This window comes from Nitrospira sp. M1, from assembly GCF_965152605.1.
In genome coordinates, this window is record NZ_OZ224217.1 from 3551948 (window position 1) to 3571141 (window position 19194).

Consider the following 19194-nt stretch of genomic DNA (forward strand, 5'->3'; position numbering starts at 1 on the left):
GGGAGATGGAAATTCTTAATGAAAAACCGATATTTCGGCTGAACTGAAGAGAGAGGAGTTAGGCGTTCTTGTTCAACGAATTCTTTGAGGAACACGGTGCAAGGTCGTTCGTCACGTTGTGTTGCTCACGGCTGTGATAGTTCAAACATCGACTCTGCATCCACCGTACGGCAAAAAGGTCATAGACACTGGCAAACAGTCGATTACCCACACCATACTTTGAGAGTCCATGTACTCGAGGAAAATGTTGAACGGGTATTTCTGTTACAGAGAACCCATACATTTGCGCTAATGCAGGGAAGAAACGATGCATGCCCTGAAACAATGGAATACGATCGAGAACCGACCGCTTAAACACCTTGAGTGAGCACCCCGTATCATGAATCCCATCATGAATTACCGCGTTACGCACGCCGTTGGCCAAACGGGAAGACCACCGTCGAATCAGATTGTCATTTCGCCGTTGACGTCGTCCACACACGACGTCGTACTGATTGGCGAGCGGTAACAGTTTCCCAATATCCACAGGGTCATATTGAAGGTCCCCATCTAATGTCACAATCAACGCTCCTGTGGCATATCGAAACCCTGCATCAAACGCGGCGGTTTGCCCATAATTACGATCCAAATAAATGACCCGAATTTCTGGATGCTCATGAGCCAGACCTTGAAATAGACGATCACTGCCATCTGTACTTCCATCGTCCACAAACACGATTTCAAAAGGCGCGGTCTTCGTTTCTTCCCGACCGGAGAAAAACCCGAGCAACTGGCTCGATAGTGGCATAATATTCTCTCGTTCATCCTTCATCGGGATAACGACTGAAATCCATGGGTGCGAATCAGAGATCATAGGAAGATAGAGCGCAACATCACCAACTCTCTTACTGAAAGAATCACTTGCCCCATTCACGCATTGCTCAAACAGATGTCCCGGTCAAACACACCCAACATATCTGATGAAACAGGAGAGGAATACTCAGGGTAAGTGTGCACGAACTCTTTGCACGTTTACTAAACCAGTGCGCAACCCAGCACATGCACCGAGGTAAAGCGTGCGCATTTTACTGAATCTGAAGAAAGACGGTCAAACCACGTCTCTTACACACATTCCCAATATCTGCAGATAATAGAACGAGTTCTATTTTTATCACAAACCTACATATTACTTATTCAGAGATGTCTTTGGACACTGTCAGTGAGTGAGCCTAGCGTGCCGAACGGGCCATCTTCGTTGAAGTCTCATGACTTCTGCTGTTGCTATTACAGGTGCCCTTGGACACGAACGGTGAGCGACCTTCTCGTACCTCATGGGCCACCTTCGTTGAAGTCTCATGACTTCTGCTGTTGCTATTACAGGTGTCCAAGGCAAATGCGTGAACAGAATGCATACGGATTTTTATTGAAATGGCGATAAGTTGACCACAAATTTGACGCTCATGTAAGGTGACAGTCTTGCTCATACAACAATGATGGAGGAACACCTGCAATGACCGAACAAATAATGCAAGCCTTTTTGAACGTCGAAAAAGCCATGGAAACCTATAATGACGTCCTGAATGAATACGTCAGCAAGCTGCACGAAACCGGTGCAGATAGCACGAAACTGGAGAGAATGAAAGCGGGAACAAGAGCCATGCGGGACAGCAGTGGAATTTACTTGTCATATGCGAAGTTTGTGGCCTATGGCATGCCGGAAAGCGAAGACCTTATTGAAGATGACATCCAAGCCTAACCTGCCAGCCTGATACGTTTCATGAGTTGGTGATGAAGGGGTTATACCTCTTACAAGATAGGAGAACTGGTCGGGGCGAGCCGATTTGAACGGCCGACCTCTCGCACCCCAAGCGAGTGCGCTACCGGGCTGCGCCACGCCCCGACGACAATCATTCCTGCTTGCGACAACAACGAAGGAGACAATGGCATGTCTTTTTAGTGCGTGAAAGACACGCCATGCGCTGTTGCGCAGACGACCCTATCGCTCATCAAGCATCTTAAGGATATTTTTCAACTCTGTCTTGGCTTTCTTTACTCGATCCCCACTGACAGTTGAGACATTCGAGCTACGTTTTCGACGATACCAATACCGCTTCAACCCCGCAATGGTATAGCCTTCTTCATAGAGCATTCGCTTAATTTCGATAATCGTTTCTATGTCAGCTTGGGTATAGACTCGATGACGTCCTTGGCTCTTTTTGGGTCGAAGAAAGCTAAACTCAGATTCCCAAAAGCGTAGGACGTACGCCGGAAGCTTGGTAATATCGGCGACTTCACCAATCTTATAGCACGTCTTTCCGGCTTGCTTCGTCTCCACCCTCATCAGGACTATCACCGAAGAGCCACGTAGGCCTCTCGAAATCTTATGAGTTTACATGTTTCTTAAATAACTGACTTGGGCGAAACGTGACAACCCGTCTCGGGGTGATAGCAATTTCTTCACCCGTTCGTGGATTTCGTCCTTTCCGTTCCCCCTTACTTCGCACAATAAAGTTACCAAATCCTGCAATCTTGATGGCTTCCCCTTTCTTAAGACTTTCCTTGAGAATGTTCAAGACATCCTCAACTCGGTCCATCGCTTCAGTTTTCGAAAGTCCCACCTTTTCACAAATGATGTTGGCAACATCAGCCTTTCTCATAATCCCCCTCAACCCCCGATTGACGATGGATATTCGTGTTGGCTAGCCTCAATAAATTCTTAGAGGCATCTTTTCAAAAGTACAGGCGATTACATGAAATGTCAAGGAATTACAACAACTTATCCTTGATCAACCCATCGTGTCCTCTGGGAGACTCTATGGGGGGCCGTTCCTCCTGTAGCAATTTGTACTCAATCCCATCAACTAATGCCTGCCAACTTGCCTCAATAATGTTTTCGGATACTCCAACTGTTGACCATTTTCCCTTATGATCTCCAGACTCGATTAATACGCGCACACGAGATCCTGTACCTTGACTGCCAGACAAGACCCGGACTTTATAGTCTAGGAGCTTCACATCGTGTAATTGTGGGTAGAATTTTTCAAGGGCTTTACGTAGAGCATTATCCAAAGCATTCACGGGGCCATCCCCAATCGCAGCGGTGTGCTCTACGACTTCTCCAACTTTGACCATGATCGTCGCTTCAGACATAACCGGTTGCTCATTCGCTTGCCGTTTTTCAATGATCACCCGACAGCCCAATAACTCAAAGAACGGTGTATGTTCGCCAAGCGCTTTTTTGACCATCAACTCAAATGACCCCTCGGCTCCTTCAAACTGATAGCCCTCATACTCTCGAGCCTTCAACGCGGACAAGAGCGTTTCCACATGCGCATGCTCTTTCGGCAAAGTTAACCCTAACGTTTCAATCTTTCCTAGCACCGCACTCCTGCCGCTATTATCAGAAATCAAGACACGGCGGTGATTGCCAACATCTTCTGGTCGAACATGCTCATAGGTTAACGGGTTTTTTTGCACGGCGTGGATATGCACACCACCTTTATGGGCAAACGCGGTATCACCAATATACGGTTGACGTTTATTTGGAAGGAGGTTTGCAATATCCGACACATACATTGAGACACTTCGAAGTTGAGCTAATCGTCCTTCCCCTAAAACCGGCGTGTTCATTTTCAATTCGAGGTTAGCAACAATAGAGCAGAGATTCGCATTCCCGCACCGCTCTCCGATTCCATTGATCGTTCCCTGAATTTGCCGTGCGCCAGCGTTCACAGCCACAATAGAATTGGCAACGCCCATTTCTGCGTCATTATGGGCGTGAATGCCAAGAGGGACAGAACTCTCAGCCTGAACCCGCTCGAAAATTTCCTTAATTTCCCACGGCATCGACCCGCCATTGGTATCGCACAAGATGATACGTTCGGCTCCAGCCTCTGCCGCTTTTCGTAAGGTTTTCATTGCATAATCGGCATCCGTTTTATAGCCATCAAAAAAATGCTCGGCATCATAGAATACATGACGCTGTTGGTCTCGGAGATACGCGATTGAATCACCAATCAGTTCTAGATTTTTCTCTAATGACGTCCCTAACGCCTCCGTCACATGTAGAGTCCAACTTTTTCCAAAAAGCGTCACCGTTTCGGTCTCAGCCGACAACAAGGCCTGGAGATTGGGATCGCTCTGGACGGCATTATCCGCTTTTCGTGTGGAGCCAAAGGCAACAACCGTGGCTTGGCTTAATGGCGTGGTTTTGATAACTCGAAAAAACTCGATATCTTTTGGGTTTGCTCCTGGCCATCCTCCTTCAATGTAATGAATACCTAACTCATCAAGCCTTAATGCAATGTGGATCTTATCCTCGACGGAAAAGCTCACATCTTCTGCCTGCGATCCATCACGTAACGTGGTATCGTAGATTTCTAACGATGGGCTAGCTGTGGAATAATCGTTCATCTTCAATCTGTTCTCTTCATGTTCACACCCATATCGTCAGAGGGAAACGGAGGGATCTTTATCTAATTCAAATTCATTATGCAATGACCGTAACGACAATTCTAAATATTTTTCTTCCACAACGCAGGACACCTTAATTTCAGAAGTACTGATCATTAAAATATTAATGCCTTCACGGGAAAGGGCTTGAAACATTCGAGCGGCAATTCCTGAATGCGATCGCATGCCCACGCCAACAAGGGAGACTTTAGCAATATCTTCTTTGACTTCGACCTCACGCGCATGAACCGTCGTCGCCACTCTTTTGAGCAACGCAATCGCCTGAGGGAGTTCCACTCGCGGGACGGTAAACGAAATGTCGGTCAAGGCCTCCTGACTGATGTTCTGGATGATCATGTCGACATTCAGACCGGCTTCAGCCACAGCCCCAAATACTTGAGCGGCAATCCCTGGACTATCCGGCACTCCCACGACCGTCAACTTGGCTTGATTCAAATCTCCGGCAACACCAGAGACGAGGACTCTTTCCATATCGGCATGTTCTTGTGTCACAAGTGTTCCCTGCCCTTCCGTAAAACTTGATTTGACTTCAAGCGGTACCTGATGCCTCGCCGCAAACTCCACAGACCTAGCCTGTAGGACCTTTGCCCCTAAACTTGCTAATTCTAACATTTCCTCATAGGAAAGTACGCGAAGCCTTCTGGCATTGGGCACCACATTGGGGTCGGCGGTATAGACCCCGTCCACATCGGTATAAATCACACATCGATCCGCTTTTAATGCCGCAGCCAGCGCAACAGCCGTCAAGTCCGATCCGCCTCGGCCAAGCGTCGTCACATCTGATGACGCATTGATACCTTGAAATCCGGCAACAATCGGAATGACTCCCTCTGACAATGCCACTTTCACCCGGTCGGCGGCGACACGGGAAATTCGCGCCTTCGTATGAGAATTGTTTGTCACAATTCCAACTTGCCGCCCAGTAAAGGATTGAGCTGAAATTCCTCGTTCCCTGAGCGTCATCGCCATTAACGAAATCGTGACTCGTTCGCCCGACGACAACAACATGTCTAATTCACGTTCGTCAGGAACCGTACAGATATCGCGTGCTAACCGCAAAAGCCGATCGGTTTCTCCACTCATCGCGGAAAGCACGACAACAAGCTGATGTCCCTCACGAACTGTCCGTTCAATCAAGTCAGCAACCGCATGGATTCGTTCCACACTTCCAACGGAAGTTCCACCAAACTTCTGAATGAGTAATGCCATTAAGAGGCCTCTGTTGCGAGCACTCGCCCAAGAATCCTTGTGGCATCTCGAGCAGGACCTTGCACAGCATGGACTTCATCAAAAGATGATGGTGCCTTTGTGTGTCGTGCCTGGAGCGGTGAAAGCAAGGCATAGGGAGTCGGAGAGAGCGAGGGCTCTTGCGCGTCTTCGCCAGCATGGTTTCCGACAACCAAAAGACGGCAATCGCCTCTCTCAGGAAGTGAGTGAAGAAGAGGACCAACGACCTGCTCATCAAACATTTCTATCGTATGAATCATAGCGTTCATGTTATCTGATCTCGCAGTATCGGGCATAGGCACATGCACATAGACAAAGTCTCTCGTTTGCATTTCAGTTATACATTCCTGCACGTACAGGCCAAAGCTCTGCAAATGATTGTCGTCAGAGTTTAGAGGATTCAGCACGTCCATCCCCGCACACATCGCAACACCACGGTGCACACTCGATGGTGAAATTGTAATATTGGAAATCGACCACCGATCGTTCCACTTTGGCAATTCAATGGCTTTTCCAGGCCCCCACAACCAGAGACAATTCGCCAGGCTTTGCTTTGCCTGCTCACGTTCTAGATTGACGGGGTGACGCCGAAGAAGAATGCGAGAGGCCTCCATGAGTTCTCTAAGGACATCGGCGCTTTTCCCAGATGGAAGAAATGGCTCAATCGTTCGACCTCGTGCTGTCAGTGGATTATAACAGCGACAACGATTGGGACACCCAATCCACACCATCACGTGGCGATGTCGCTCGCCGGCATAGAATTGAATGGCTTCTGACCCAAGCTGCTCATTGGCAACATCAATTAATTCTCGCGCATCTTCCGTATTGATCCCACCTGCTTCATCATCATTCAACATGAGGGCTGGACCTAATTTTTTGTCATCCCCATGACCATTTGATCCCCCCAGCGTCACGAATTGACAGAGAAACGCCATATCATGCTGCTCGAGGACAATTTCTAAACTCGCGGCTTCAAATGGTCCAAGCCCCGAATAATACCTGGCAGGATCATAACCAAGCAGAGATAAATGCACCACAGTGCCTGAGAGCGAAACACCTTGAGACGGCAAAGTCAAAGCGCCGAACTCGCCCTGGGTTGCCATCTCGTCTAAATTCGGGGTTTTGGCAACTTGCAACAGCGTTTGCCCATCAAGCTCTGGAAGAGCATGAGACGCGATGCCATCGCCTTGGACAATGATGGTTTTCATTGTCAATCACAGATCTCAATTCAAGAATAACAACGTGGACTCACCATATCTCACACAGAATATCTCAGGAATATCACAGAGATAAAACGGCTGCAACCTCCTCACGAGTCGCCCGAACCGTCAATGGTTGATCGGAAATGTTCATCGCGGTATCAGGATCTTTCAGACCATGTCCTGTCAATGTGCAGACCACTGTCATGCCCTCGGACAATTCGTTTGCCGCATGCAACTTTATGACCCCTGCAACCGACGCCGCGGACGCTGGCTCACAAAATACCCCTTCTTCTCGCGCCACCATTGTATAGGCCTCAAGTATTTCATCATCGGTGACCATATTGATCAGACCATCTGACTCTTGAACAGCATTCATCGCTAATTGCCAACTTGCTGGATTACCAATCCTGATAGCCGAGGCAACGGTGGTGGGATGTTCAATGACATGTCCTCGCACGATGGGAGCCGCACCTTCAGCCTGAAATCCAATCATTCTGGGCACACTTCTGACTTGACCGGCCGCATGATACTCTTGGTATCCCTTCCAGTAGGCCGTAATATTTCCGGCATTCCCAACAGGCAGTACATGGACGGTGGGAGACTTTCCTAATTGATCACACACTTCCATCGCAGCGGTTTTTTGACCTTCTAATCGAAATGGATTAATCGAATTGACGAGTTCAAATTCATCATCCCGACACAGTTCTTTCACAATCTGAAGCGCTTGATCAAAGTTTCCCTCGATCTGAATAACTTTCGCCCCATGCATGATAGCCTGCGTCAACTTACCAAGCGCGATATTTCCTGCAGGAATTAGCACATAGACAGGGAGCCCAGCCTTCGCCCCATAGGCCGCCGCCGCCGCAGAGGTATTTCCAGTTGACGCGCACATAACCGCTCGCGCCTTTTTTTCAAGCGTTTTGGAAACCGCCAAGGTCATTCCGCGATCCTTAAACGAGCCAGTCGGATTGGCGCCCTCAATTTTCAAAAACAGCTCAACCCCAGGACAGATACGTTGAGCCAGCCGTTTCGCTTGAACGAGCGGGGTATTCCCTTCTTGTAAGGAGACAATGGGAGTCGAATCGCTCACCGGCAAAAACTTCCGATACTCTTCGATCACTCCTCGCCAAGGAATCATACATGCACCATCACTTTGCTACGTTCACTCATGCCTCTGCCCCTTCAATCCGTAGCAGCATGGGCGCTTCAGAGATAAATGGCATGTGTGATATAGTCTGAATCGCCACTTGAACCGCACGCTCTGACGAACGATGTGTCATAATGACCAACGGCACGGCTTGCCCCTGTTGTCGCCCCTTCTGTAACACCGAAGAAATACTGATGTTCTGCTCACCCAGAGTACTGGAGATTTGAGCAAGGACGCCAGGTTGATCCAGAACCATGAACCGTAAATAATACATACTTGAAATTTCTTCAATAGGCCGCAGACGAATGGGCGCACGATGATCCCAGTGATAGGAAGCAACTGGCACACGCGCAGAAATATTCTTGAGTCGATTTCTTGCAATATCCACGATGTCGCTTACCACGGCACTGGCCGTTGCAAGGGAACCGGCTCCTTGCCCGTACAAGACCACATCCCCGACAGCATCTCCAACGATATGAATAGCGTTATATACCCCTCCAACTTGAGCCATAGGGGAGGTTGAGGGAATGAGAGTCGGATGGACTCGCGCTTCAATTTCATGATCGACGCACTTCGCGATACTTAACAATTTAATGGTATAGCCAAACTCACGGGCAAACTCAAAATCCATCGTCGAAAGACGAGAAATCCCTTCAGTATGAATGTCTTTAATATTGACCGTCGTTCCAAACGCCAGGTTCACCAAGATGGCTAATTTGTGCGCTGCATCGACTCCTTCGACGTCAAATGTCGGATCCGCTTCGGCATATCCTTCGTCCCTCGCCTGCTGCAGCACATCGTCGAAGCTGTTCCCATCTTCCGTCATTCTCGTCAAAATATAATTAGATGTCCCATTCATAATCCCGAACATCGAGGTCACCTCATTGGCGACTAGCCCCTCGGTTAGGGACTTGATAATCGGAATCCCTCCGCCAACACTGGCCTCAAAGCCGAGATCAACCCCAGCGGATGTTGCCGCATGAAAAATTTCTTCCCCGTGCACCGCTAATAAGGCTTTGTTAGCCGTGACAACGGATTGCCCTTGCTCGATAGCCTTGAGGATAAAACCCTTGGCCGGGTCATAGCCGCCAATCAATTCGACGACAATATCAATATCTGAATCCTGAAGCACGGCCTGCACATCGGTAGTGAGTACGCCTTCTGGTATCGACAATCCTCGATCTGTCGTAATATCTAAATCTGCAATCCGAACGAGCTCGACCGGTGCTCCAACCCGCTTAGCAATCAATGGAGCATTGCCAAACAACACTTTGGCCACACCACATCCCACAGTTCCTAACCCTATCATTCCTACCGTAATTTTAGACTTCATCGGCTCGTATCCCCAAGTTTAAGGGCATGCTTCATGCCTCGAACGGCTTGATAAATACGATGTTCGTTTTCCACAAGCGCGAATCGCACGTACTCATCGCCACCCTCGCCAAAGCCTATTCCCGGAGAAGCGGCGACCTTGGCTTCACGCAACAATAACTTTGAAAATTCAAGCGAACCCATACCTCGAAACGCGGGTGGAATGCGTGCCCACACGAACATCGTCGCACGTGGATAATCAACGTCCCACCCAATTCGATTCAAACCATCCACTAGCGAATTCCGCCGACGTTTGTACCGCTCCACGATATCTCCAACACAATCCTGAGGCCCGTTCAACGCAATGATACTGGCAATTTGAATTGGCTGAAACATGCCATAGTCTAAATAACTTTTTATTTTGGTCAGTGCGCCAATCATCTCTTGATTGCCAACACAAAACCCAACTCTCCACCCTGGCATATTATAACTTTTCGACAAAGAATAAAACTCAACGCCGACTTGTTTGGCTTCTGGAACCTGAAGGAGGCTCGGAGCTCGATAGCCATCAAAGACGAGATCGGCATAGGCTAAGTCATGAACCAGCCACACGTCATTTTCCAACGCAAAGGCCACAATTTTTTTAAAGAACTCCAGATCCACCACACTCGTGGTTGGATTATGTGGAAAACTCATAATGAGTATTTTAGGTCGCGGTTGAGTTTGACGGTACACTCGCGTTAAGTTTTCGAAAAAATCCCCCGCCGCTGGATTCAATTCAACCCCACGTACTTCTCCTCCAGCAATAATCACACTATACATATGGATTGGATACGTAGGGGTTGGCGTCAACACCACATCCCCTGGACCAACCATTGCCAAAGCCAGATGGGCCAACCCTTCTTTGACTCCCAATGTCGCAATCGCTTCTGTTTCTGGGTCTAAGTCAACATCATAGTTTCGCTTATACCACGCACAAATCGCATGCCGGAGCTTGGTGATGCCTCGTGAAGCGGAATACCGGTGATTTCGTCCATTCCCCGCCGCTTCAGTCAGCTTATCCACGATATGCGAAGGGGTCGGTTGATCAGGGTTGCCCATCCCTAAATCAATAATGTCCTCCCCTCGTTGTCGTGCTTCTAACTTCAACGATTGGACTTGGGCGAATACATAGTGTGGCAAACGTTCAATTCGATAAAATGGTGTCATGATGTCCGTAAAAAATGATTTGAATCAGTTGGCAAGAACGTAGGAAATCCTTCTTTTTTCAACAATTTCGTATTTTAGATCAGCTGATTCAAGCAGTCAATTTTCATCTCCCCGTCGACAAATTGGATGAAAACTGAATGGAGGAGAACACCGACACTCGAGGCGTTTTCTTGCAGCCATATTTTCACTTCTGACATAATGCGTTCCCCTTCCCTTCATTCTTTGAAGGGGCTTTTTCCAACAAGAGGAACTTATGGCCAGACTCGGTGTGAATGTAGACCATGTTGCAACCCTTCGACAAGCCAGAGGTGGCCATGAACCAGATCCCATTACCGCGGCTACGTTGGTAGAGCTGGCCGGTGCAGATGGTGTCGTCGTTCATCTGCGTGAAGATCGACGTCATATACAAGATCGAGACCTCACCTTGTTAAAAGAAACCGTTCATATCCAATTAAACTTGGAAATGGCCGCTGACGAAACCGTAGCAAAAATGGCTCTCAGCATTAAACCTGACATGGTCACTCTCGTCCCGGAACGACGACAGGAACTCACAACCGAAGGTGGCCTGGCTGTGGTTGAACGCAAAGAACGAATACGCGACATGATTCAGCTCCTCCATGACGGAGGAATCCCGGTGAGCCTGTTCATCGATCCCGACCAGCAACAGGTTCGAGCTGCACACAAGATTCAAGCTAATTCCATCGAGCTGCATACAGGACGGTACGCCAATACGAGAAACAGCAAAGAGCAACAAACAGAGTTCGACGCCCTTGAACAATCAGCAAAACTTGCACACAGACTTGGCTTAGGCGTCAATGCCGGCCATGGACTGAATTACCACAATATTCAACGCTTGATGCACATTCCTGAAATTGCTGAATTCAACATTGGCCATAGCATTATCTCCCGTGCCGTTTTTACTGGCTTGGAGAGAGCCGTCAGAGACATGAAAGCCTTACTCAACCCACTTCGCTGAAATAACCAACAGCAACTCATTGGCCATAGCCAAGCAACCCTCACGCCTAGCAAATCATGCGTACTCCCAACCCCATGACGACACTAGCCAACCCAACGCCACTCCCGACACTTGTCACCGCCTCCCAAATGCAGTCTCTAGATCGACGCACTATTGACGAACACAAGATCCCCGGAAGCCTATTAATGGAACGAGCTGGCAAGGGCGTCGTTCAAGTCCTTGAACAACAGTTTGGGTCACCTTCTGGACAACCGATCACTATCGTCTGTGGAAAAGGCAATAATGGCGGGGATGGGCTCGTTATTGCCAGACTATTAAAACAACAACACGCAAAAATCCATGTCCTCCTCCTGGCTCATCCGAAAGAACTGACTCACGATGCGCGGGGAATGTATCAACGCTTACGCAAGATAGTCCCTTCTTCAGTGATTAAGATTGAACCATCAGAAGCCAGCATTCGTGCCTCAACCCACAAAGCCACTCTCCTTATTGATGCCATGTTAGGCACGGGATTGTCATCCACCGTTAGAGAACCCTATCACACGGCGATCAACAGTATGAATGACGCGCAAGCGCCAACGATTGCCGTTGATCTTCCATCAGGAATCCATAGCGATACAGGAAAGATCCTGGGGGTTGCGATCAAGGCCCACACGACGGTTTCATTCGGTTGCCCCAAAATTGGCCTGTACCTGGGAAAGGCCATCAACCATACAGGCATCATTACCACGATTGATATTGGTATTCCACAGGCTTATGTAGACGAATTAGGTGTAGGACTTCACCTTCTGACTCCACAGTCTATTGCGGCACTACTACCGACACGAAACCAAGACTCACACAAGGGCACATGTGGGCATATCGGACTTATTGCTGGCTCACCAGGCAAAACTGGCTCGGCAGCATTAGCCGCTCGAGCGGCCCTACGAACAGGAGCCGGCTTAGTCACCATTGCCACACCTCAATCGGGACAGTCGAGCCTTGATGCCAAGCTCTTTGAAGCCATGACATTAGGCATGCCAGAAACCAAAACCCAAACCCTCAGTCGTGCGGCCCTCAAACCGCTCATGGCCTTTGCTGAAGAACGTGATGCCATTGCGCTTGGACCGGGAATCGGTACCCATGGAGAAACGGGAAAGCTCATCAGACAATTACTTCCCAATCTTACGCAACATTGCGTTATTGATGCCGACGGATTAAATATTCTTGCTGGATATCTTCCTCTACTGTCCTCTTGCAAAAAAATGCCAATTCTCACGCCTCACCCAGGGGAAATGGCCAGGCTCCTTGGCCAAACGTCTGCTACAACAATAAATCACAACCGCCTTGGGCTCGCGCTCAAATTCTCGAAGGCTCACAAAGTTATTCTCGTACTGAAAGGGGCTCGAACCATTGTCGCTCATCCACAGGGCCAAGCTACCATCTGTGGAACGGGCAATCCGGGGATGGCAAGCGCCGGTATGGGAGATGCCCTCACAGGAGTCATTGCCAGTTTTCTTGCCCAAGGCCTTCTCCCTTGGGATGCCGCACGGGCTGGAGTCTGCCTCCACGGGCTGGCTGGAGATTTGGCCGCAAAACAGCTTGGACAAGCCAGCTTGATCGCCAGTGACCTTATTGAACATCTCCCGCACGCCTTACAGCACATGTTGTCGCCATGCGGCGAAAACACAACATCTTAAACAAGAGTTACATGGTATGTTCTCCATGAAAAACGAAGGAAATGGGTGGACCACTCGCCTCCCATCAGTCCAAGCCACTGAATCATTGGGACAGAGGCTGGGTCAGCACCTGACAGGAGGAGAAGTCATTGCTCTCAGAGGAGAATTAGGTGCGGGAAAAACCGTTTTCGTCAGAGGCTTGGCCTCGGGCATTCAAGTCGACACGGCATTGGTCTCAAGCCCGACATTCACACTCATTCATGAATATCATGGCCGGCTTCAACTGATTCATGCCGACTTGTATAGACTAGAGCATCCCCATGAACTTGCTGGAATCGGGATTCAGGAATATATGGATTCGTCCTCGGTTGTCGTCATTGAATGGGCAGAACGCATGGAAGACGACCTACCAACCGATCACCTTGAAATTCTTCTTGAACATCAACAACGATCAATCAGAAAGGCAACCGTAAGAGCCACAGGGACAAAAAGTCGAGACCTTGTTTTAAAGATTTTGGAATAACCTCTTCATTGCCTTCATCACCCGTGCCGTAGAAAGAAATGACCGTTATGGCTGAAACTGACACAACCCCTTTGATGCGACAATTTCGAGAAGTCAAAGCCAAGCACCAAGAGGCTATTGTATTTTTTCGAGTGGGGGACTTCTATGAAATGTTTTTTGAAGATGCCGAAGAAGCATCAAAGTTACTAGATATTGTCCTCACCTCACGCGGTAAAAATAAAGATACCCCCATACCGCTTTGCGGAATTCCATATCATGCATCCACTGGATACATTGCCAAACTCCTGAAGGCCGGAAAGACCGTCGCCCTCTGCGAACAAGTGGAAGACCCCAAAGCCGCCAAAGGGCTCGTACGGAGAGAAGTCGTCCGTCTGTATACCCCAGGTACCCTATTTGATAGTGACCTCTTGCCCTCAAAGGAGGCAAATATTCTTGCGTCAATCTCCTGCATACCTCCTTCTGCCCATGATCGCTCGACAAGCACAATTCAGTACGGACTGGCCACACTGGACTTGTCTACCGGAGAATTTTGGGTCGTTGAATACGGAACTCCCCAACACCGCATGTCCCTTATGGATGAATTAGTCCGTCTGGAACCTCGAGAAATTATCCTTCCTAACTTCACCCCCTCAGACATGCTTCAGTCTCTCAAAGACCTCCGTCAGTCTCGGCTGGTCCAACACGATGCAAGCTGGTTTGACGCCGAGAAAAATCTCTTGCGTTTGACGACGCACTTTCATGTTCACCGTGCAGACGAACTTGAACTTCCACGGTTGACGAGAGGCATTGAGGCAGCTGGAAGCCTCCTCCATTACCTCCAAACAACTCAGCCAGGGATGAATCATCAACATATCCAAAAACCCCGGCTTCGTTCTGCACAGAGAGAAATGGAGCTTGACGGAGTGACCATCCGAAATTTGGAACTCATCAAACCATTTTCTCAAGACCGTGACTGCGCAACCTTACTCACGATATTAGATAAAACCGTGACAGCCATGGCTGGCCGTCTCCTTCGACAATGGATCGTGCGTCCGTTGATTGATCTGACAGAAATTCACGCACGATTGTCAGTTATTGCGGAGTTCGTCACCAATCTTCGAGTTCGCAGTGAGCTACGGACGTTATTCCGAGAAGTCCAGGACCTTGAACGATTAAATAGCCGCATTGCATTGGGAGTTGCAGTGCCTCGCGATGTACTTGGCTTGCAACAATCCTTGACGGTTTTACCGAACCTTCGAGTACATCTGGACTCCCTGCAAAGTACTCTTGCTAAAAATCTTATGAGTTCCTGGGATAATGTGGAAGACATCAAGACACTCATTGATCAGACCATCACCACGGAAGCTCCTCCAACTTCTGGATATGAAGGCATTATACGAGAAGGATTTCATAGTGAACTCGATGAACTTCGAAAGGTCGCACGTGAAGGCCTACGATGGATTGCAGAGCTGGAAGTACGTGAAAAAGCTCGAAGCGGAATTGAATCACTCAAAATTAAGTATAACCGTGTGTTTGGATATTACATCGAGGTCACGAAAACACATCTTGCAAAAATTCCCGATGATTATATCCGCAAACAAACACTCGTCAATGCCGAACGATTTACAACTGAAGAGTTGACCCAACTGGAAAATCGAATCATGGGGGCTGATCAAAAGATTAAAAACCTTGAAGCCTCTCTTTTCGGACAACTCCGCCTTCAAATTACTCAAGCCACGCAGCGCATACAACATATGGCAAGCATCATTGCTCAACTAGATGTCTTAGCAGGACTAGCAGAAACCGCAGCAATAAATCGTTATGTTAAGCCAGAGATTGATCAGGGCAGCGTCATCTCTATTACTGAGGGACGTCATCCGGTTATAGAACAAACAGAACTATCAGGTGGATTTATTTCAAACGACACGATTCTTGACCTTGACCAACAGCGACTCCTGTTAATCACAGGCCCCAATATGGCGGGAAAGAGCACGTATCTTCGCCAGGTTGCACTGATTGTACTCATGGCACAAATCGGAAGCTTCGTCCCTGCCACATCTGCACATATTGGTTTGGTCGACCGAATTTTCACACGCATTGGCGCATCGGACGATCTTGCGGCAGGCCAAAGCACATTTATGGTGGAAATGGCAGAAACATCAAAAATTCTTACAGCAGCAACATCGAGAAGCTTGATCTTACTTGATGAGGTTGGACGAGGCACTAGTACGTACGATGGACTCAGCATTGCCTGGGCCGTTGCGGAATATATTCTTGATCGTTGTCATATTGGAGCACGAACGCTATTTGCTACCCATTATCATGAGATGACAGAACTAGAAGAAACGCGTGAGGGATTAAAAAACTATACGGTACAAATAAAAGAAAAAAACCAAGATGTCCTGTTCCTAAGAAAAATTATCAAAGGAAAGGCTAATAGAAGCTACGGAATTCATGTTGCAAAATTAGCAGGGCTTCCAGATACGATCATTCAACGGGCACAAAATATTCTCAGACAACTTGAGCATGAGTCAGCCAGTTCAACATACGAGTCAAATGAACAACAGCCACTTCTAGACCAAACCTCACCGCCCGGTCATGTCATCCTTGACGAGGTCAAACAAATGGACCTATTTGCCATGACTCCACTTGAGGCCCTTAACCGATTAGCTGATATGAAGCATCGACTCGAGCAGGCAGAGAAAGAATAAAAAAAGGGAGCAGCTTACCTAGTAGCTGCTCCCTTTTTGATTAACTGAAATGCGTTCTAATCTTATGGAGTGATTTGGCGGTACTCAACACCTTGATTAGAATTTCTGATGATACCTGAAATGGCTGGACCTCCAGGAATCAACACATCATAAAGCATTTTTCTGCTCTGTGGCCAATAATCATCGATCATAGCCTGTTGAATCGTTGTCGATCGAAGACTAGCCATATTTCTTGGCTTTTCTGGCGAACCGGCGTTGTCATCAACGACCTTCAATGATTGGACGACTCGATGATTTTGCTCAGTTTCTTGAACTGTAATTTCGACTAAGGAATACTTGGAAGGCTTTGTTCCTGTCATCACGGCTTGACTTTGGGAGTCTTTACCGAGTGACTGAAGCTGATTCCAGACCTCGTCATTTCCAGCATACACCTTAAGGTTTTTGCCCGGGTAATACTTTTGCCAGTAGTACCCGCTTTCGGCATTCCCACCAAAGACAGCGACATTGACCCAAGCAGCTTTGTCATATGGATCCACAACGGCAACTCGAGCATGTAGAGTCGTCGGCTTGCTCAGGTCACCCCACTCAAAGCGCTCTTGGAACGCTTCAATGCCCATGGCATTGGAGGCCATTCCACCAACCAGGGCAATGGCAGCAAGAACTGCCAACCGAGTCTTACGACCTTTCATAATGCCTTCCCTCCTCTTCAAGAATTTCATTGAATATAATAAAGTTTCAAAATTCTTAATTACACGTAGACAGACCGTGCTACTCTTCTTCCATGACTTTGAAGCCTGTAATGGTATCGCCATCAGCAAGCTGCACTTCCATGGCCACGAAATCTTGTGCGGCCTTGGTGATTTGATCTAACAACGCCTTGTCTTTTACCCGTAACCGAACGGTGGTTTGGGGGTTGTACCAACCGGCATAGGATTTGTTATTGTCCTCTCCACCAGTGAAGCCCCAGCTACAACAGGCAACGAGCGGATCAGGCAAAGCCACGCTTCGATCGTCAGAGGCTCGGCCAGGGAAGTTCCCCGTTTCTGCTGGATCAGACGAATTCCAATACTGAATGCCAAACAGTACTTCACCTTCTGGATTATCCGCCCAGTGAGAGTACAATCGACCCTTTAAGCTTGTAGCTTTTTTCCCTTTGTAGGTGATCTCTCCTTGACTAGCGACATCACCAGCCTTGCCCTTCGCTTTTGGATTTTTGTCAGCGGGACCCATTTGAGCAAGGGAAATACCGGTCATACCAAATGTCAGAAGACCGAAGGCAACGAGCGCTACGACCCCAACACGAAAAGATGACTTGTTCATCTCCTCCCTCCTTCACTGTTGTTAGAATGACTTAAATAAAGGATACCAACAATCTTTTGGGAACACTCTTTTTTCAAAACAACCACTCAATTCTTTTGCGTATTGTACCAGTTTTTTCTTTTCGGAAATTAGAGGACCATGCTACTTATCCACGATCTGGTTGTCAAGCAATTATTCACCAAATCCCCATGGTATTTAATGCACGTCATTTAATGTGATATTTCTGGGAACCGGCCCTAACGCTGTAACCACAAGTCCATTTAAATCAAGGAGTTGCTTGTTTAATTGGTTAATGTCACCGATGGAAATTCTGTCAATTTCTTTAATCATCTCTTGTAGTGAGACATACCGACCCTGATATAACTCATTTTTAGCCAATTTATTCATACGTCCATAGGTGCCTTCTAACCCTAACATCAGGTTCCCCTTGAGTTGGGTTTTTGTACGCTGAAGTTCGTCTTCTGTTACTCCTCGCCGACACAGTTTCTGAATTTCTTTGCACACCACCCGAACAACTGTTTCAACTTCCTCTGATCGTGTCGCAGCATACACAGTCAGCAACCCACCATCGGAGAACCCCGATAGGTGCGAATAAATTGTGTAGGCCAACCCTCGTTTTTCACGCAACTGTTGAAATAAACGAGAGCTCACGCCTCCTCCAAGAATGGTGTTTAACACATTGGCGGTATATCGATCCGGATGTCCAACCGGCAATCCTTTAAAACCCATGCACAGATGAACTTGCTCAAGTTTTTTACGATACACGCGTGCTTTAGACGAATCGTTGTCGGGCCATGGAATCTGAACTTCAGATGGCTTAGAGGCTCGATCGCGCGACCACCCACCAAAGTACTGATTCAATTGAGGAAGCAATTCCTCGACTTTAAAATTACCTGCAATTGACACGACAGTTTTTTCTGGATGGTATTGATCTTGTAGGTACCGAAGAAGATCACGTCTCTTCAAACTCGACATGGTCTCAGGTTCACCCAATATGGGGCGCCCCAAGGGATGTGTGCCTAAGACATCTTTCCCGTGGAGCTCATGAACGAGATCTTCAGGATCATCCTTGACCATACGAATTTCTTCTAATATCACCTGTTTTTCTTTTTGAATTTCCGCTGTGCTAAACCGAGACTCATGAAACAAATCAGCCAACAAATCGAGGGCATGGCCAACATGCTGATCCAAGACTTTCACATAAAATGCGGTGGCCTCATGCGTCGTAAATGCATTCATTTCCCCGCCAAGAGCATCGATTTCGTTAGAAATTTGCGCAGCCGTTCTCCGCTTCGTTCCTTTGAACATCATGTGTTCGATAAAGTGAGAATAACCGGACTCACGTACAGCCTCGTTACGGCTCCCCACATTGGCCCAGATACCGATCGCAATTGATCTGAGTGAAGACATTCGCTCAAGTACGACCCGCACACCATTGTCTAATATGACTTTTTTATACACGCCTAGCTCTTTGGGATT

General features: G+C 47.9%; 17 protein-coding genes and 1 tRNA gene. 5 read left to right on the top strand and 13 right to left on the bottom strand.

Annotated elements, in window-relative coordinates:
• Positions 1-58: 58 nt before the first annotated feature.
• Complete coding sequence (locus ACWHX8_RS16020; RefSeq protein ID WP_447971925.1) at positions 59-853, bottom strand: glycosyltransferase family 2 protein; 795 nt, start codon at positions 851-853, stop codon at positions 59-61.
• 636 nt (positions 854-1489) lie between these two features.
• Here ACWHX8_RS16020 and ACWHX8_RS16025 point away from each other — a divergent pair.
• Positions 1490-1735 (top strand): hypothetical protein, encoded by a 246-nt coding sequence (locus tag ACWHX8_RS16025; RefSeq protein WP_447969141.1) that lies wholly within the window; start codon positions 1490-1492, stop codon positions 1733-1735.
• Between the two features lie 67 nt (positions 1736-1802).
• Here the strand turns inward: ACWHX8_RS16025 and ACWHX8_RS16030 are convergent.
• The 9 genes from ACWHX8_RS16030 to ACWHX8_RS16070 all read right to left on the bottom strand — a co-directional run bounded on the left by ACWHX8_RS16030 (position 1803) and on the right by ACWHX8_RS16070 (position 10548).
• Positions 1803-1879: transfer RNA gene (locus tag ACWHX8_RS16030), tRNA-Pro, on the bottom strand.
• Positions 1880-1975: 96 nt separating this feature from the next.
• Positions 1976-2320, bottom strand: coding sequence for a MerR family transcriptional regulator (locus tag ACWHX8_RS16035; RefSeq protein ID WP_447969142.1), 345 nt, complete (start codon positions 2318-2320; stop codon positions 1976-1978).
• 40 nt (positions 2321-2360) lie between these two features.
• Positions 2361-2636 (bottom strand): integration host factor subunit alpha, encoded by a 276-nt coding sequence (locus tag ACWHX8_RS16040; RefSeq protein WP_447969143.1) that lies wholly within the window; start codon positions 2634-2636, stop codon positions 2361-2363.
• A 109-nt stretch (positions 2637-2745) separates the two neighbouring features.
• Complete coding sequence (gene cimA / locus ACWHX8_RS16045; RefSeq protein ID WP_447969144.1) at positions 2746-4392, bottom strand: citramalate synthase; 1647 nt, start codon at positions 4390-4392, stop codon at positions 2746-2748.
• Positions 4393-4428: 36 nt separating this feature from the next.
• Positions 4429-5661 (bottom strand): aspartate kinase, encoded by a 1233-nt coding sequence (locus tag ACWHX8_RS16050; protein WP_447969145.1) that lies wholly within the window; start codon positions 5659-5661, stop codon positions 4429-4431.
• Positions 5661-6887 carry a hypothetical protein gene (locus ACWHX8_RS16055; RefSeq protein WP_447969146.1) on the bottom strand — a complete coding sequence of 409 codons (1227 nt, stop codon included), beginning with the start codon at positions 6885-6887 and terminating at the stop codon, positions 5661-5663. The genes ACWHX8_RS16050 and ACWHX8_RS16055 overlap by 1 nt, the downstream gene beginning before the upstream one ends.
• Before the next feature lie 73 nt (positions 6888-6960).
• On the bottom strand, positions 6961-8019 hold the full coding sequence (gene thrC, locus ACWHX8_RS16060) for a threonine synthase (RefSeq protein ID WP_447969147.1): 1059 nt from the start codon (positions 8017-8019) through the stop codon (positions 6961-6963).
• Between the two features lie 28 nt (positions 8020-8047).
• On the bottom strand, positions 8048-9361 hold the full coding sequence (locus ACWHX8_RS16065) for a homoserine dehydrogenase (protein ID WP_447969148.1): 1314 nt from the start codon (positions 9359-9361) through the stop codon (positions 8048-8050).
• The gene (locus ACWHX8_RS16070) at positions 9358-10548 is read right to left on the bottom strand and encodes an aminotransferase class I/II-fold pyridoxal phosphate-dependent enzyme (RefSeq protein WP_447969149.1); all 1191 of its coding nucleotides are present in this window, start codon (positions 10546-10548) and stop codon (positions 9358-9360) included. The genes ACWHX8_RS16065 and ACWHX8_RS16070 overlap by 4 nt, the downstream gene beginning before the upstream one ends.
• Before the next feature lie 253 nt (positions 10549-10801).
• Here ACWHX8_RS16070 and ACWHX8_RS16075 point away from each other — a divergent pair, with 253 nt between their 5' ends.
• From ACWHX8_RS16075 to mutS, 4 genes are read left to right on the top strand one after another with little or no spacing between them, the layout of a single operon-like run.
• Positions 10802-11524, top strand: a complete 723-nt coding sequence (locus ACWHX8_RS16075; protein WP_447969150.1) for a pyridoxine 5'-phosphate synthase — start codon at positions 10802-10804, stop codon at positions 11522-11524.
• A 56-nt stretch (positions 11525-11580) separates the two neighbouring features.
• On the top strand, positions 11581-13203 hold the full coding sequence (locus ACWHX8_RS16080; RefSeq protein ID WP_447969151.1) for an NAD(P)H-hydrate dehydratase: 1623 nt from the start codon (positions 11581-11583) through the stop codon (positions 13201-13203).
• 25 nt (positions 13204-13228) lie between these two features.
• Positions 13229-13705, top strand: a complete 477-nt coding sequence (gene tsaE, locus ACWHX8_RS16085; protein WP_447969152.1) for a tRNA (adenosine(37)-N6)-threonylcarbamoyltransferase complex ATPase subunit type 1 TsaE — start codon at positions 13229-13231, stop codon at positions 13703-13705.
• A 47-nt stretch (positions 13706-13752) separates the two neighbouring features.
• The gene (gene mutS, locus ACWHX8_RS16090; RefSeq protein ID WP_447969153.1) at positions 13753-16395 is read left to right on the top strand and encodes a DNA mismatch repair protein MutS; all 2643 of its coding nucleotides are present in this window, start codon (positions 13753-13755) and stop codon (positions 16393-16395) included.
• Between the two features lie 62 nt (positions 16396-16457).
• Here mutS and ACWHX8_RS16095 read toward each other — a convergent pair whose 3' ends face one another.
• The 3 genes from ACWHX8_RS16095 to ACWHX8_RS16105 form a co-directional block, all read right to left on the bottom strand.
• Positions 16458-17084, bottom strand: coding sequence for a hypothetical protein (locus tag ACWHX8_RS16095; RefSeq protein WP_447969154.1), 627 nt, complete (start codon positions 17082-17084; stop codon positions 16458-16460).
• Positions 17085-17163: 79 nt separating this feature from the next.
• A complete protein-coding gene (locus ACWHX8_RS16100; protein WP_447969155.1) occupies positions 17164-17715 on the bottom strand; it encodes a hypothetical protein in 552 nt (183 codons plus the stop codon).
• A gap of 195 nt (positions 17716-17910) precedes the next feature.
• Positions 17911-19176, bottom strand: coding sequence for a M16 family metallopeptidase (locus tag ACWHX8_RS16105; protein WP_447969156.1), 1266 nt, complete (start codon positions 19174-19176; stop codon positions 17911-17913).
• Positions 19177-19194 lie beyond the last annotated feature (18 nt).

Excerpts from the sequence above, each read along its gene's own strand:
- ACWHX8_RS16035 (WP_447969142.1), bottom strand. The coding sequence starts at position 2,320 with ATGAGGGTGGAGACGAAGCAAGCCGGAAAGACGTGCTATAAGATTGGT.
- thrC (WP_447969147.1), bottom strand. The coding sequence starts at position 8,019 with ATGATTCCTTGGCGAGGAGTGATCGAAGAGTATCGGAAGTTTTTGCCG.
- ACWHX8_RS16095 (WP_447969154.1), bottom strand. The coding sequence starts at position 17,084 with ATGAAAGGTCGTAAGACTCGGTTGGCAGTTCTTGCTGCCATTGCCCTG.
- ACWHX8_RS16055 (WP_447969146.1), bottom strand. The coding sequence starts at position 6,887 with ATGAAAACCATCATTGTCCAAGGCGATGGCATCGCGTCTCATGCTCTT.
- cimA (WP_447969144.1), bottom strand. The coding sequence starts at position 4,392 with ATGAACGATTATTCCACAGCTAGCCCATCGTTAGAAATCTACGATACC.
- ACWHX8_RS16070 (WP_447969149.1), bottom strand. The coding sequence starts at position 10,548 with ATGACACCATTTTATCGAATTGAACGTTTGCCACACTATGTATTCGCC.
- ACWHX8_RS16040 (WP_447969143.1), bottom strand. The coding sequence starts at position 2,636 with ATGAGAAAGGCTGATGTTGCCAACATCATTTGTGAAAAGGTGGGACTT.
- ACWHX8_RS16020 (WP_447971925.1), bottom strand. The coding sequence starts at position 853 with ATGATCTCTGATTCGCACCCATGGATTTCAGTCGTTATCCCGATGAAG.
- ACWHX8_RS16100 (WP_447969155.1), bottom strand. The coding sequence starts at position 17,715 with ATGAACAAGTCATCTTTTCGTGTTGGGGTCGTAGCGCTCGTTGCCTTC.
- ACWHX8_RS16080 (WP_447969151.1), top strand. The coding sequence starts at position 11,581 with ATGCGTACTCCCAACCCCATGACGACACTAGCCAACCCAACGCCACTC.
- ACWHX8_RS16065 (WP_447969148.1), bottom strand. The coding sequence starts at position 9,361 with ATGAAGTCTAAAATTACGGTAGGAATGATAGGGTTAGGAACTGTGGGA.
- mutS (WP_447969153.1), top strand. The coding sequence starts at position 13,753 with ATGGCTGAAACTGACACAACCCCTTTGATGCGACAATTTCGAGAAGTC.
- ACWHX8_RS16075 (WP_447969150.1), top strand. The coding sequence starts at position 10,802 with ATGGCCAGACTCGGTGTGAATGTAGACCATGTTGCAACCCTTCGACAA.
- tsaE (WP_447969152.1), top strand. The coding sequence starts at position 13,229 with ATGAAAAACGAAGGAAATGGGTGGACCACTCGCCTCCCATCAGTCCAA.
- ACWHX8_RS16025 (WP_447969141.1), top strand. The coding sequence starts at position 1,490 with ATGACCGAACAAATAATGCAAGCCTTTTTGAACGTCGAAAAAGCCATG.
- ACWHX8_RS16050 (WP_447969145.1), bottom strand. The coding sequence starts at position 5,661 with ATGGCATTACTCATTCAGAAGTTTGGTGGAACTTCCGTTGGAAGTGTG.